This window comes from Chryseobacterium geocarposphaerae (genome assembly GCF_002797535.1).
In the GTDB taxonomy this organism is placed as follows: domain Bacteria; phylum Bacteroidota; class Bacteroidia; order Flavobacteriales; family Weeksellaceae; genus Chryseobacterium; species Chryseobacterium geocarposphaerae.
The window spans coordinates 194,791-209,288 of the sequence record NZ_PGFD01000001.1 but is presented as its reverse complement, the minus strand read 5'-3'; the positions used below and the strand labels follow the sequence as shown (position 1 = coordinate 209,288).

Annotated in this window: 10 protein-coding genes; 3 read left to right on the top strand and 7 right to left on the bottom strand. The window is 35.0% G+C overall.

All coding sequences use genetic code 11. The annotated features are described in order from the left end of the window. Window positions 1-192: 192 nt before the first annotated feature. Window positions 193-1,401: a virginiamycin B lyase family protein gene (locus tag CLV73_RS00920; RefSeq protein WP_100375030.1), complete on the top strand. Its 1,209-nt coding sequence runs from the start codon at window positions 193-195 to the stop codon at window positions 1,399-1,401. A 69-nt stretch (window positions 1,402-1,470) separates the two neighbouring features. On the opposite strand, the gene CLV73_RS00915 is transcribed toward CLV73_RS00920, so the two are convergent. The 5 genes from CLV73_RS00915 to gyrB all read right to left on the bottom strand — a co-directional run bounded on the left by CLV73_RS00915 (window position 1,471) and on the right by gyrB (window position 9,180). Further along, window positions 1,471-2,322, bottom strand: coding sequence for a diacylglycerol/lipid kinase family protein (locus CLV73_RS00915; protein WP_100375029.1), 852 nt, complete (start codon window positions 2,320-2,322; stop codon window positions 1,471-1,473). 47 nt (window positions 2,323-2,369) lie between these two features. Continuing rightward, entirely contained in the window at window positions 2,370-3,191 is an 822-nt protein-coding gene (locus tag CLV73_RS00910; RefSeq protein WP_100375028.1) for an RsiV family protein, read from the bottom strand. Between the two features lie 91 nt (window positions 3,192-3,282). Next, window positions 3,283-5,214, bottom strand: coding sequence for a transglutaminase-like domain-containing protein (locus CLV73_RS00905; RefSeq protein ID WP_100375027.1), 1,932 nt, complete (start codon window positions 5,212-5,214; stop codon window positions 3,283-3,285). Window positions 5,215-5,216: 2 nt separating this feature from the next. Next, window positions 5,217-7,109, bottom strand: a complete 1,893-nt coding sequence (locus CLV73_RS00900; protein WP_100375026.1) for a DUF3857 domain-containing protein — start codon at window positions 7,107-7,109, stop codon at window positions 5,217-5,219. A gap of 136 nt (window positions 7,110-7,245) precedes the next feature. After that, window positions 7,246-9,180: a DNA topoisomerase (ATP-hydrolyzing) subunit B gene (gyrB, locus tag CLV73_RS00895; RefSeq protein WP_100375025.1), complete on the bottom strand. Its 1,935-nt coding sequence runs from the start codon at window positions 9,178-9,180 to the stop codon at window positions 7,246-7,248. Window positions 9,181-9,411: 231 nt separating this feature from the next. Between gyrB and CLV73_RS00890 the strand changes: the two genes are divergently transcribed. Both CLV73_RS00890 and CLV73_RS00885 read left to right on the top strand, forming a co-directional pair. Further along, window positions 9,412-10,755: a cytochrome ubiquinol oxidase subunit I gene (locus tag CLV73_RS00890; protein WP_100375024.1), complete on the top strand. Its 1,344-nt coding sequence runs from the start codon at window positions 9,412-9,414 to the stop codon at window positions 10,753-10,755. Further along, on the top strand, window positions 10,752-11,756 hold the full coding sequence (locus CLV73_RS00885; protein ID WP_100375023.1) for a cytochrome d ubiquinol oxidase subunit II: 1,005 nt from the start codon (window positions 10,752-10,754) through the stop codon (window positions 11,754-11,756). The genes CLV73_RS00890 and CLV73_RS00885 overlap by 4 nt, the downstream gene beginning before the upstream one ends. Window positions 11,757-11,810: 54 nt before the next feature. Here the strand turns inward: CLV73_RS00885 and CLV73_RS00880 are convergent, their stop codons facing one another. Further along, on the bottom strand, window positions 11,811-12,629 hold the full coding sequence (locus tag CLV73_RS00880) for an OmpA family protein (protein ID WP_100375022.1): 819 nt from the start codon (window positions 12,627-12,629) through the stop codon (window positions 11,811-11,813). A gap of 118 nt (window positions 12,630-12,747) precedes the next feature. Then, window positions 12,748-14,445, bottom strand: coding sequence for a lysine--tRNA ligase (lysS, locus tag CLV73_RS00875; RefSeq protein WP_100375021.1), 1,698 nt, complete (start codon window positions 14,443-14,445; stop codon window positions 12,748-12,750). Between the last annotated feature and the right edge of the window lie 53 nt (window positions 14,446-14,498).

Genomic DNA, 14,498 nt, shown 5'->3' with positions numbered 1-14,498 from the left:
ATCGTACCTAGTCATGATATAATATTATAGCACTTGCAACCTGCTTTCCAAGTAGCCGAGAGCATGCCAATCATCCCATAAATTTTTCCAGCAGTAAGTTCGTGGAAACACCTATTTTATAACATTGCAAAATTTCATTTTGAAATTCTATACTGAAAGTCAAAAATTAACATCAACACTTTAAAATATAATATGAAAAAAATCTTTACTTTTTTATTAACATCAATCTTTGGAACAATTACATTTGCACAAATAACAGTGATACAAGACTGGGCTGTTTTGACCAATTTCTATAACCCCATAGAAATGACCATAGATACCTCTGGTAATCTTTATACAGCTAATTATGGCAGCAACACTATAAGTAAAATAGCTCCGAATGCTACAATAACACAGGCTTGGGCTACTTTAGGAAGTAATGCTTTACCTCGCGATATAGTTATCGATGCATCAGGAAATGTTTATACGGCCAATTTCGGAAATGATACTGTAAGTAAAATAACTCCGGCAGGTAGCGTTACTCAAGCCTGGGCTACTCTATCCGGTAACGCTCCTATAGCAATAGCCTTAGATGCCTCAAACAATATTTATACGGCTAACACCAACAAGACGGTAAGTAAAATTCTGGCTACTGGTACAGCAATTACACAAGATTGGGCATACTTAGCAAATGAAGCTTATCCCAAAGATATTATTGTAGACAATTCAGGGAATGTTTATACCGTCAATCAAAATAATACTATCAGTAAAATCACACCTTCTGGTACAGTAACACAGACATGGGCCACTTTAGCAAGCAATGCAAACCCACAAAGTATTGTAATAGATACATCTGGTAATTTCTATATAGCTAATTTAGGCAACAGTACGATAAGTAAAATAACTCCAGCAGGTATTGTTACTCATGCTTGGGCCACATTAACCAACAACCCAGGACCTCTTTGCCTCAGCATAGACGCATCCGGTAATCTTTATACAGGCAACAACAATAGCACTGTAAGTAAAATATCACCGGCAGGTGTCGTAACCCAGGTTTGGGCTACTTTGGCAGGTGGTGCTACTTATCCGCAGGGCATAGTTAAAAATGAAACTACCGGAGACGTTTACATCTGTAATTATGGTGTAAGTACAATAAGTAAGATAACAGCTGCTTTATCTACAGGCGAAACTATTGCCAAAAACAAAAGCATAACAGTCTATCCAAATCCTGTTACATCCATCCTCCACTTTTCAACAGAACTCTCTGAAGTTAGCCTTTTAGATATAAGTGGAAGAAAAGTTTTGAATAAAAAAGAAAAAACAGAAAAAATCTTCGTAGAGAATTTACCAAAAGGTAATTATTTGCTGATAGGTAAAGATAAAAACGGAAAAGAATTTTCGGAAAAGTTTATAAAAGAATAATAATTATCAAACAAATAGCCACAAAAGCACTTGTCTAATGTGGCTATTTTTATTTTGATATGTTTAAATCTATACCAAGATATTTAAACTTGAAGGCAAAACCTTTATGTGAATAGGTGATTTTATTTTATTGAACTCTCCATCCAAGTGCCAATTCTTAGTATTTACTTTGAATTCTATTTCTGAAACGGGAAGATAAGTAACATAATCGTCATCCTTCAGTTTTTTTGTAAACATTCTGTAGGCGAATAATGCGGAATAGGTTAAAGGAAACTTTTTCACCAAAACAATATCAACCAAACCATCACTTTTACTGGCATTTGGTGCTATGTAAGCATTGTTTCCGAACTGACGGGTGTTGGCAATATTCAACATCAGATATTTTCCGTTGTATTGCTGATACTGTTCATCAAAAAATTTAACCTTAATCGGCTTATAATTAAAAAATGTTTTAAGGGAAACTTTGATATAATTTTTAAATCCTCTGCTCGTTTTTTCAAATTCTTTCACCACCTTTCCGTCAAAGCCGGTTCCCGAAACGTTGATTGATAGCTTATCATTAACGGTGAACGTATCGATCTTCCTGGACTTTTTTGTTTTAATTTTTTCCAAAAGTTCATCCAGATTTTTCCTGAAATTGGTTTCATTGGAAAACCCATTCCCTGAACCTGCAGGAAAAATGGCTAAAATCTTGGAAGTATTAATAAGATTTCTGGCAATGGTAGAAATTGTACCGTCTCCTCCTATAGCTACAAAAATATCTATATTCTGAAAGTTCTCCTGAATAAAATCATCAGTTCCCTGAATAGATTCCGAAATATAATATAAAGGATTCTCTACTTTTTTCTTTAACTCTTCAAGAAAAGGCTGATAGTTCTTTTTTGCAGAAAAAGGATTAATAATAAAGGCTACGTTTTCCATTGAAGCAAAAATAAAAAAATGCTTCCTTATAGAGAAGCATTTTAGAATTATTTAAATTTCATCCGTTCTTTAAACTGGGGGGTTAATGTTCCAGCCAAATCTTGCCAGGAAACCGGAATCGTAATATCACCGGCTGCAAAAGCCGTAATTTCGTAAGGGCTATAATGGAAATAGAGGTTTTTATCATCAAAATAAAAGTTTCCGGTAGCTGGAATGACTTCAACCAAAAGCATATCAGAATTATTGATTTCACCCTTATCATCGGAAGCACCTCCATTCATTTTATTGACATTCTTCATCAGCAAAGCTTCCAATTTATCTTTAGGCATTGAGGTGATATCTTTTAATTCTACTTTTTTATTATTCTTTACATCAAAAACTCTTTCGGAAAAACCATAATTATCGTGAGCACCTCCTTCATAAGAAGCCCAGCTATACTGTATATGAAGATAATCATTACTATTTGATTTCAGATCCATTCCAAGATCTGAATACCATTCCTGCGCAAATTTCATATCGGAGATCCAGTCTTTTGAGTCTTTTTTAATACTGTTAAAATATTCATTCTTATTTTTTTCCAAAAGTGACTGAATTCCATTCTTAGAAAAATCCTGAACATTTTTATCTCCAAAATAAATACTATCTAAGAGTTTTTTATCCTTAATACTTGGAAAAACCAACATTTTAGAAGAATATTTTATGGTCAGTGAGTCATTAAGCTTGATAGAATCATTCACCTTAACTGAATCGACAGAAAATTGTTCAGCTTGTGTTTCCTCGTTTGTTGTCAGGTTTGTCGTTTCAGATTTCTTACAGGCAGAAAAAGTAAAGAAGGCAGAAAGTGCCAAAACAGCAATTGTGTTTTTCATAGTTTGATTTTGAATTTGATTTTCCTTTTTACATGCAAAAACCATTCAAAAGATGAATGGTTTTAGAATTATTTTGAAATTTTATTGCTTTTTACTTTTTCACCAAGCTAATCACCTGATTTTCCTGTTTGGAAGCCACTCCCCAAATCTGCTTAAAGGCCGGATAGTATTCTTTCGGATAATCTGCACTTGCCACTTTGGTTGTGGAAACAATTTCCAGTTTATTTCCTTTTTGTTCTATGATGTAATGGTATTCTATTTCTTTATCCTCAGTTACAATTTTTTTACTCTTTGGCATTTCTTCAATTGCATATCCTTCAGGGATTTCCAATACGACTTTTTTCACTCTTGTGTATGGAGAAATAAAATCAATAGGATACTTACGTTCTTCCGTCTGATCAAATTCGTTGGATGTCTTATTTAAAAATAACATCGGATTGATAATGATTTTTTTACCAATCTTATCGATCATATTTTCTGAAGAAAATTTCATCGTGCTTTCAAAATCTCCATTATCCAAAACTTTAGAATCAATATTTGTAAAATCTACTGAAAAATTCTCTTTATATTGTTTCTTATACTTATCGGCATTATCATCATAATTTTCTTTTGCAAACATTGCATAAGTCCCTGTATCCTTATCTGAATAGCTTCCTGAAACACTTCCATCATCATTAATTTTTGCATCTACTGTAAGGTAAGTAAAGCTCGGCTTACTGTTAACCATAGATAATTGCTGTACTTTTTCCTTTGCCATTAAAATCCCAAACTGATTCCAGTCTCTTGGTGGCAACTGGTCTATTGAAGATTGTTTTGATGTCGCATCATATAAATGAAAGCCGTCTTTTGTTTGGATTGCAGCGATTACAAAATTCATGTTTGAAACATTGGGTGAAGCAATATTTATTATTCCGTTATTGATGGTTGAAATCGTCAATGGGTCTGCTTTAACTCCGGCTTCACGAAGCATCATCACCAAAAAAAGATTGATTTCTGCAGCATTTCCCGTTTTAGTTTCAAGCATTTTTTTGATCCCATCTTCCACATAAATTCCCCTGTCCTGATTCCAAGTAAAGGTATTTTTCACATAATCGAAAACAACATTTGCTTTTTCAACTTCGCTAGAAATCCCAGCAATATTGGAAGGCATGTTTTCCTTTGCCAGCTTTGTCTTTTTTAATTCTCCTCCAAAATCTTCATTTTCATAAAGCCTTTGTTTGATCTGCTCCCAGGATGAGGAAAACAATTTTAACTCTCTAAAATTCGTGGAATGAATTTCTGCACTTACTTTTGTTCTGTAATTTCTGTCATTACTTACAAATTTTTCAGTTTTAAAACCTTTTACATTTTCATAACCAAATCTATAAGTTCTGTAGTTGGTACCGTATAATGTTCTTTCATCAACTTCTCTGTATTTTGGACTTAAAGATCCTGTATAATTTACATTGTAGGAGATATTTGAAGGACTATCCAGAACATATTCTGTATATAAAGATGGAGTATCTGTTTCAATCAGAATTTCCGGAACACTAAACAGAAATGGTGAAGTAACCTCATATTGATATTCAATAACAGAGCCGTTTTTTACATTTGGAAATGCAAATTTTGTAATAGAAACATTTTTACTCTCTTTACTTTTATATTTTGAGCTTTTGTCAACTTTCGTTGCAACCGAACTTCCATTTTCAAGATTATAGGTAAAAGCTTTCATTTTAGTAAGTGTTTCCTGATCACTTCCATTTTGATAAAGAGGAATCTCTAGATTCAGCCAGTCTTCAGCTTTGTCTTTGTCATAGATTTTAACTCTATAAAAAGTTCTTTTAATCAGATTACCAGTATTATTATCTATACTGAAATGTACTGATTTATATAATATTTCTGCAGGTGCATTCTCATCCAAAGTCGATTTCTGTTTAGACAGGTCTGCATCATTAAATTTAGGAGAATTAAGGAATTCATGCTTTTGCGCCTCAATGAACATAAAATTCATTGAACAAATAGCTATCATTATAATTTTTTTCATGCTTAGATTTTAGAAATTAAAATTTTAGAGTTGTCCAGGTTAAGTGTTTTTTTTCTGAAATTAATATAATCGTTATATTTTTCTTTAGGATAAAGTCCTTTGTTGATTCTAATTGTTCTGGTTACCTTTAATTCATCACCATTCTTCACAAAATTTAATTTGTACGTTCCAAATTCAGAATTAATAGTAACATTTTCAGGAATTTCATCAAGCTCATAATTTTTAGGTACTGTGAAATTGATTTCATATTCGTCTTCAAACGATTGTCTGAGTTCAAAAGGCAATTCTCTGTTTTCATCAGTTTTATAAACCGTATTGGAATAAATGGGAACAGCTCTAAAAATTATACTGCTACCTGCATTCTTTGAATAATTATGGGCCTTAAAATCAAGATCAAATTTTGCAATTGCATTATCTTTATCATTAAGAAAATTTTTCATTTCAATTTTTTCAAAATTCAAGATATCTAATGAATTTTTCATCACTTCATTTCTTTCTTTCGGACTCAAATTGGTAAGCACCAAATTATTATCATATTGAATTCCGGTATAAGAGAAATTTCCTTCGCCAACAATACTGTTGTCTTCATTAATTTTGATCTTCAGGTTTTGTTTTTCCTTACTTTGCTCTGCAGAATAAGATGGAGTTTCAATTAATTCAATTCCATTCTTTCTGATAGAAAGCACATTCCGGTCTGTTGTACTATAACTTAAATGATTGAACGCTATCTGTTGAGAAGTATTTTCCAGCCAGATATTTCCTTTGTCTGTAGGCACCATCAAAATCACGTGATTTCCTCCCATTTTTGGAAAATCTTTATCAAAAGAAACCGGAGAAATTCCTGAATTGATCACTGAATAATAAGACGGAATACCAGCTTCATCCAACAAAGTTTTCATATAATTGGTAAGCCCCTTACAATCACCATACCCTTTTTTCTGAACCTCATCCGGAAGCATTGGCTGCCATCCTCCAATTCCTAATGCGACAAAAATATACCTGGTTTTTGTCTGCATATATTGATATATTTTTTTTACTTTTTCTTCGGTTGAACCTTGTAAATTTAAAGCACTTACTTCTGCTTTAATGGCAGGTGTTGATAAAGAAACAGGCTGCAAAATACTGTTATAATACCAGGATCCGAAATCACCCCAATTATTGATACTTCCTTGTTTACCTTCCAAATTAAATTTAGTAAGGGCAAAGCTAACTTTTGGCAAAATTTTTATCGGTTGCGGTAACAAAAACGCATCATCTATCGCTGGAACATTTTTATACATATATGTCTTTTCACCTGAATTATCGCTTTCTGCAACTGACGTATAATTATATTGTGAAGGATAGGTTTTTGACTTAAGCTCAATCCCAGATTTGTTGATGATTTTCATTTGAGCCTCCTCCAAAGAGACATTTGTGGATCTAAAAGGAACAAAGTCAGGTAAGAAAACCGTATTTTCTTCACCAATCTGATATGAAAATTCAACCGTATAAGGATATTGAGTCGGAGTATATGATAAAGCTAACACCCTACTATTAGAATAAAAAGTACCCTGATTGTTATTGGCAAAATCACCAAAATCAGACTTGGAATATGATTTTATCTTCTTTCCGGCATCATCATAAATATTAACTTTAACATCTGAAATATTATCCCCTTTTTCATAAGGAATAGCAATCACAGCTTTTTCATCACCATCCTTGTTTAAAACAGTGGTTACTGTTGTATATTGATATTTAATATCATTAATAGAGTTAATTTGAATCTCTGTAAGATCTTTCCTGATAACAGCATTTGCATTTTTCTTCAAATTTTCAGGAATCGTAGAAGCGGGAAAATTTTGAGCATAATAAAAAGAAGCCATCGAAAGTGCTCCAATACAAAATATTTTCATCATGGTTATTAAAAATAAGGCAAAAATAGTGAAATCTAATAACTGTTGAAAATATTTTTTTGTATTAAAAAGCTTTAGCGGTTGTAAAATAAAAAAGACTCCATTTCTGAAGTCTTTTTATTATAATCTGCACAATTAATTATGCGTCAATTTTTGCATATTTTGCATTCTTTTCGATAAATTCTCTTCTTGGCGGAACCTCATCTCCCATCAACATAGAGAAAACACTGTCTGCTTCTACTGCATTATCAATAGTAACCTGCTTTAAAATTCTGTGTTCCGGGTTTAGAGTAGTTTCCCAAAGCTGTTCAGGATTCATCTCTCCAAGACCTTTGTAACGCTGAACCTCAACTCCTTTTCCGTCCGGAGACATTTCTAAAGTGAATTCTTCACGTTCTTTCTCGTTGTAAGCATATTGCTTTTTATTACCTTTTTTCAATAGATACAAAGGAGGTTGAGCAATATAAATGTATCCGTTCTCAATCAGCTCTTTCATATATCTGAAGAAGAATGTCAAGATCAACGTAGAAATGTGAGAACCATCAATATCGGCATCGGTCATGATTACGATTTTGTGATATCTTAGTTTCGACATATTCAATGCCTTACTGTCCTCTTCTGTTCCTACAGAAACTCCAAGTGCAGTATAAATATTCTTAATTTCTTCGTTATCATACACTTTATGAAGCATTGATTTCTCAACGTTCAAAATTTTACCTCTTAACGGAAGAATCGCCTGGAAAAATCTGTCACGACCTTGTTTTGCAGTACCACCTGCTGAATCCCCCTCCACTAAGAAGATCTCAGATTCTTCAGGATTTTTAGATGAACAGTCAGATAATTTACCCGGAAGTCCGGAACCTCCCATCGGAGATTTTCTCTGAACCATTTCACGGGCTTTTTTTGCAGCTTGTCTTGCTTTTGCAGCTAAAACAACTTTTTGTACGATCTGTTTTGCTTCAGTTGGGTTTTCTTCCAGGAAATTGGTAAGCATTTCCCCTACAATTTTATCTACAGCACCGGAAACTTCGGAGTTACCTAATTTCGTTTTGGTCTGTCCTTCAAACTGAGGCTCCATTACTTTTACCGAAACTACCGCCGTAAGACCTTCACGAAAGTCATCCCCGGTAATTTCAACTTTTTCTTTCTGAGGAATTCCTAAGTCATCCGCATATTTCTTCAAAGTCCTCGTTAACGCACGTCTGAAACCTGCCAAGTGAGTTCCTCCTTCATGGGTATTAATATTATTTACATAAGAGTGAAGGTTCTCGTTAAATGAAGTATTATAACGCATTGCTACCTCAACAGGAATATCATCTCTTTCTCCCTCCATGAAAATTACATTTTCCATGATCGATTCACGGTTTCCGTCGATGTATGCTACGAACTCTTTCAAACCGCCTTCTGAATGGAAAACTTCAGTTCTGAAAGAACCGTCTTCCAGCTTTTCTCTTTCGTCTGTAAGGGTAATTGTGATTCCTTTATTAAGGTAAGAAAGTTCTCTTAAACGGCTTGCTAAAGTATCATAGTTATATACTAATTCCGTAAAAATAGTATCATCCGGCTGGAAGAACTGTTTTGTTCCTCTCTTTTCGCTGTGCCCTATTTCTTCGACACCGGTCTGAGCTTTTCCTCTTGAATATATCTGCTGATAAATATTTCCGTCTCTGTAAACAGTAGTGATCATTTCATTGGAAAGTGCATTCACACACGATACCCCAACTCCGTGAAGACCACCCGAAACCTTGTAAGAATCTTTATCGAACTTACCTCCGGCCCCGATTTTTGTCATTACAACTTCAAGAGCAGATTTTTGTTCTTTTTCGTGGAAGTCAACCGGAATACCTCTACCGTTATCGCTAACTTCGATTCCGTTTCCTTCTTTAATGCTGACAAAGATAGTGTCGCAGTACCCTGCCAATGCTTCGTCAATAGAGTTATCTACTACTTCATAAACCAAATGATGGAGACCTCTTACTCCCACATCACCAATGTACATCGAAGGACGCATACGTACGTGCTCCATTCCTTCCAATGCCTGAATACTACTAGCTGTATATTGTTTCTGACTCATATCAAATTTTAAAAATTTTGCCCAATGCAAAGACTCACAAATATCGTGATTTTTTTCGAGGTATGAAAGTTAAAATATGTCAAAAAAAAGAGAGACTTTTCAACAAAAATATTAGTGATTTATTTTAAAAAATATCAAAGTTAAAACCTATTCTTTAAACGAATACTGTTGTAAATCATACCGAGCATCAATAATTTATGCTTAAATTTATTTACTCAAAAAGTTGATTTTATGGATGATTTTCTGGCTGCCCGTTCACAGATGGCAATGTCACTCGGTTTTCATATCATATTTTCCTGCGTAGGTATGGTAATGCCTTTTTTGATGGCATTTGCCCACTGGAAATATTTAAAAACAAATAATGAAGTCTACAAAGGACTTACCAAAGCCTGGAGCAAAGGTGTAGCCATCCTTTTTGCCACCGGAGCTGTTTCCGGAACCATGCTTTCTTTTGAACTAGGATTGCTCTGGCCCCAATTCATGAAACACGCCGGACCTATTTTCGGAATGCCTTTTTCATTGGAAGGAACCGCATTCTTTATTGAAGCTATTGCTATTGGCTTTTTCCTATACGGATGGGACAGGTTTAATAAATGGTTTCACTGGTTCTGTGGATTTCTAGTTGGATTAAGCGGTCTGGCTTCAGGAATTTTAGTGGTTGCGGCCAATGCATGGATGAATTCTCCTGCCGGATTTGATTATGTAGACGGGCAATATTTAAATATAGATCCTATTAAAGCTATGTTTAATAAAGCTTGGTTTCCTCAGGCTCTGCATATGACGGTTGCTGCATTTTGTGCTACGGGGTTTGCGGTTGCCGGAGTTCATGCTTATCTAATTATGCGAAAAAAGAATGTTGAGTTTCACACAAAAGCATTTAGAATTGCTGCAGGATTCGCATTAATCGGAGCATTTGGAGCGCCTTTAAGCGGTGATGTTGCCGCTAAATCTGTTGCCAAAAGACAACCTATTAAATTAGCCGCAATGGAAGCCCATTTCGAAACAGAAAAAGGAGCTTCTTTCGTGATAGGCGGAATTCCTGACGAGAAAAAAGAAGAAATAAAATATGCAGTAAAAATTCCGAAAGTCCTGAGTTTTCTGGTTGCAAATGACTTTAATGCTGAAGTAAAGGGTTTAAAAGATTTTCCAAAAGACGAATGGCCTCCGATTGCCGTTGTACACTACGCCTTTCAGATTATGATATTCTTTGGAGTTGTGATGATTATGATTGGAATGGTTTATTTATATGCTTTCTTTTTCAAAAAAGAATGGCTTAATAAAAACTGGCTATTAAAAACCTTTTTATATGCTACCCCCTTCGGATATATTGCTTTGGAAGCGGGCTGGACAGTAACCGAAGTTGGAAGACAGCCATGGATTATCTATGGGATCATGAGAACAGTTGATGCGGTAACTCCGATGCCGGGAATTCAGTATTCATTTTATTTTTTCACAGCAATTTTTGTTTCGTTATCATTGATTATTGTATTCCTTTTGAGACGACAAATACATATGGTGCCGAGATTGTACGATCCAACAGATGCTCAGTTCAACCCTAAAAATAAGAAATTATGATTTACGTTGTTATAGGTTTTCTTTGGCTCTCGATTTGCCTGTATGTGATTTTAGGAGGAGCTGATTTCGGAGCCGGAATTGTGGAACTTTTCACAAAAAAAAGAGCACGCGATAAAACAAAAGAAATCATGTATGAATCTATTGCGCCAGTTTGGGAAGCCAATCATATGTGGCTGATTATTGCGATTGTAATTTTGTTTGTCGGTTTTCCTGAGATTTACACCACACTTTCCACTTATCTTCATATTCCATTAGTCTTAATGCTGGTCGGAATTATTGCGAGAGGAACCGCATTCACTTTTAGACATTATGATGCTGTAAAAGATGATTGGCAGCACGTTTACACTCAAATCTTTTATTTTTCAAGCTTATTAACTCCTTTTTTCTTAGGATTAATTGCCGCTGCAACGGTTTCTCATTCTATCGATCCTAATGCAACAAACTTTTTAGATTTATATATTTTCAGCTGGCTGAATTGGTTTGGCATTGCTGTAGGATTGTTTACCGTTTCCATTTGCGCCTATCTGGCTTCGGTTTTCGCGTTAAGAGAAACCAATGACAGATTAGAATTAGGTCTAATGATCAAAAAGTCTAAGCAGACCATGATCTTTGTAGTGATAACAGGTATCTTAGTATTCTTCACGGCTTACATTTCTGATATTCCGTTAGTCATGTGGGTATTCTCAAAACCTTTAGGAATAATGGCCGTTTCATTTGCTACGATTTGTTTAGTTCTTATTCTTCGTGCCATGAACAGACAGAAGCTTCTCCCTGTAAGAGCTTTAGCAGGATTTCAGGTGGTTATGATTTTAGTGGCTGCAACTTATCAACACAACCCCAATATTATCCTTTTTGCTAATGGAGAGCACCTTTCTTTACTGGAGCAAGCTGCTGCACCGAAAACAATTTCCGCATTGGGTTGGGCATTGATGTTGGGTTCTTTATTTATTCTGCCATTTTTATTTTATCTGATGGCTTCATTTAGTAAGTTGAGAAAATAGGAATTTACAATATGGGTTTCGGCGGCAGCTTCGCTGCCGCCGAAACCTTTTTATTTATTTTTTTAGCAAAACAATTTCAACCCGTCTGTTCTTAGTCCGATCCGATTCTGTTTGTTCAGGGTATACAACAGGATTAAGATGTCCCGCGCCTTCTGCTTTTATACGTTTAGCATCAATTCCCATTGCCAATAAGAAATCTTTGATCGACTGTGACCGTGTAAAAGAAAGATTAAATGTTCCCAGATCTTGATCTTCACCATCAAAATTTTCGTAATCGCAGCAAATATGCCCCTGAAGTTCAACTTCAAGTGTCGGATTTTCGTTCAAAATTTTATACAGCTGATATAACTTTGGTTTTGCCTGCGGAAGCCAGATATGACGACCACCAATAAAATTGACATCCGGTAAAGAAAAAGTATCTTTTACTTTCATTGCCGCAACTTTCATATCAAAAAAGCTAGGATAAACTTTTCTTGAAATCTTTTCTCCTTTCTCAAAATACCGTTCAATGAAAATATCAACACGACGATTTTTTGCAAGCAGGCTCTCCGAACTGTTGTCGTTGATCTGTTTTGAAATTCCCAATCCTACAACACTTGTCAGCCGAATATTTTTACCGATTTTACTACTTAAATAATCGCTTACTGTTTTCGCCCTATTTTCAGACAATGTTTTATTTAGCGCTTCATTTCCTAGTGGATTTGCATTTCCAAAGATCCTAAAAATAAGCTTTGTATCAAGTTTCGCCAAGCTATCCAGTTTTCGTTTTGATTCATTACTCAACTCATAACTGTTATTTTTAAAATAAATAGAAGTAAGCGTCTGCGAATACACAACTGTAGAGAAGAAAAGTAAAAACAGAAAGGCTTTCATCAGGATTGTTTTCTTACAAACGCAAAATAACAGAAAATAGTTCAAGTTTCGGGTATTTTAGAAAAAAGTTCCGGCGGAAGCTTCGCTTCCGCCGGAACTAAATTTATTTCGAATTAATTTAAACCAATTTCATCAAAAGGCTTTCCTCAATTTTCTCCACTTTTACCAAATTCGCTTTGGTCAAAATTTTTGAGGCTTTATCCCATTTTTTTCCTGAAAGTTTCGATTGTTCTTTTACTTCAGCTAAAGCAATCTGCTCTCCCGACTTTAAAATGTCTAGGATTACTTTTTCATCATCCCCCAGTTCGATTTGAGGAACTGCTTTTTCAGGTCTCATCTGAGGGAAGAACAACACTTCCTGGATGGACGCATTATTCGTTAAGAACATGATCAATCTGTCCATTCCAATTCCTAATCCTGAAGTTGGCGGCATACCATATTCAAGGGCTCTTAGGAAGTCTTCATCGATAAATTGTCCGGCTTCATCATCTCCTTTCTCAGACAATCTCAACTGATCTTCAAAACGTTCTCTCTGATCAATCGGATCATTCAACTCAGAATAGGCGTTGGCAATTTCTTTTCCACACACCATTAATTCGAAACGCTCTGTAAGACCTTCTTTGCTTCTATGTTTCTTGGTAAGCGGTGACATTTCGATCGGATAATCCGTAATGAAAGTCGGTTGAATGAAGTTTCCTTCACATTTTTCACCGAAAATCTCATCAATTAATTTCCCTTTCCCCATCGTTCCGTTAACATCGATTCCGATAGATTTAGCAAAATCAAACAATTCCTGCTCAGTTTTTCCTGTAATATCATAACCTGTGAATTTCAGGATGGCATCTGTCATTGAAATCCTTTGGTAAGGCGCTTTGAAATCAACCTCGTATTCACCGAATGTAGCTTTTGTTGTTCCGTTTACCTGAATGGCACAGAATTCCAATAATTTTTCTGTGAAATCCATCATCCAGTTGTAATCTTTATAGGCTACATAGATTTCCATGGCTGTAAACTCAGGGTTATGTGTTCTGTCCATTCCTTCATTTCTGAAGTTTTTAGAGAATTCATACACTCCGTCGAATCCACCAACGATCAATCTTTTCAGATACAATTCATTTGCAATTCTTAAATATAATGGAATATCTAAAGCGTTGTGATGTGTAATGAAAGGTCTTGCAGCAGCCCCACCAGGAATTGACTGTAAGATTGGAGTTTCAACCTCAAAATATCCTGCATCATTAAAGAAAGTTCTCATGGCGTTGAACAGCTTTGTTCTTTTCACGAAAATTTCTTTCACCTGAGGATTTACCGTTAAATCTACATAACGTTGTCTGTATCTCATTTCAGGATCGTTAAATCCATCGTGTACAACCCCATTTTCGTCAGTTCTTGGTTGTGGAAATGGACGTAAAGATTTTGTTAAAAGGGTAAAGTTTTTAACCAAAACTGTTTTTTCCCCTACCTGAGTGGTGAACAACTCACCCTCTACCCCAATAATATCTCCTATATCTAAAAGATGTTTGTAAACCTCATTATATAAAGTTTTATCCTCACCAGTACAGATCTCATCTCTGTTAAAATAGACTTGAATTTTACCTGTAGAATCCTGTAGTTCCGCAAAAGATGCTTTCCCCTGAATTCTTCGGGACATCAATCTTCCTGCAATCTTCACCTGTTTACTTTCAGAAAAATTCTGTTTTATAGATTCCGTAGTATCTGTAATTACATATTCATCTGCCGGGAATGCGTTGATTCCCATTTCAACAAGCTTATTCAGCTTTTCTCTTCTAATGATTTCCTGTTCTGATAATTGCATTTTTTATTTTTTCTAAAAGCGTACAAATTTAGTGATTTTTCCATAAAAAAAGA

Coding starts and splice junctions, on each gene's coding strand:
- CLV73_RS00910 (WP_100375028.1), bottom strand. CDS start 3,191: ATGAAAAACACAATTGCTGTTTTGGCACTTTCTGCCTTCTTTACTTTT.
- CLV73_RS00900 (WP_100375026.1), bottom strand. CDS start 7,109: ATGATGAAAATATTTTGTATTGGAGCACTTTCGATGGCTTCTTTTTAT.
- CLV73_RS00880 (WP_100375022.1), bottom strand. CDS start 12,629: ATGAAAGCCTTTCTGTTTTTACTTTTCTTCTCTACAGTTGTGTATTCG.
- CLV73_RS00885 (WP_100375023.1), top strand. CDS start 10,752: ATGATTTACGTTGTTATAGGTTTTCTTTGGCTCTCGATTTGCCTGTAT.
- lysS (WP_100375021.1), bottom strand. CDS start 14,445: ATGCAATTATCAGAACAGGAAATCATTAGAAGAGAAAAGCTGAATAAG.
- CLV73_RS00920 (WP_100375030.1), top strand. CDS start 193: ATGAAAAAAATCTTTACTTTTTTATTAACATCAATCTTTGGAACAATT.
- CLV73_RS00890 (WP_100375024.1), top strand. CDS start 9,412: ATGGATGATTTTCTGGCTGCCCGTTCACAGATGGCAATGTCACTCGGT.
- CLV73_RS00915 (WP_100375029.1), bottom strand. CDS start 2,322: ATGGAAAACGTAGCCTTTATTATTAATCCTTTTTCTGCAAAAAAGAAC.
- gyrB (WP_100375025.1), bottom strand. CDS start 9,180: ATGAGTCAGAAACAATATACAGCTAGTAGTATTCAGGCATTGGAAGGA.
- CLV73_RS00905 (WP_100375027.1), bottom strand. CDS start 5,214: ATGAAAAAAATTATAATGATAGCTATTTGTTCAATGAATTTTATGTTC.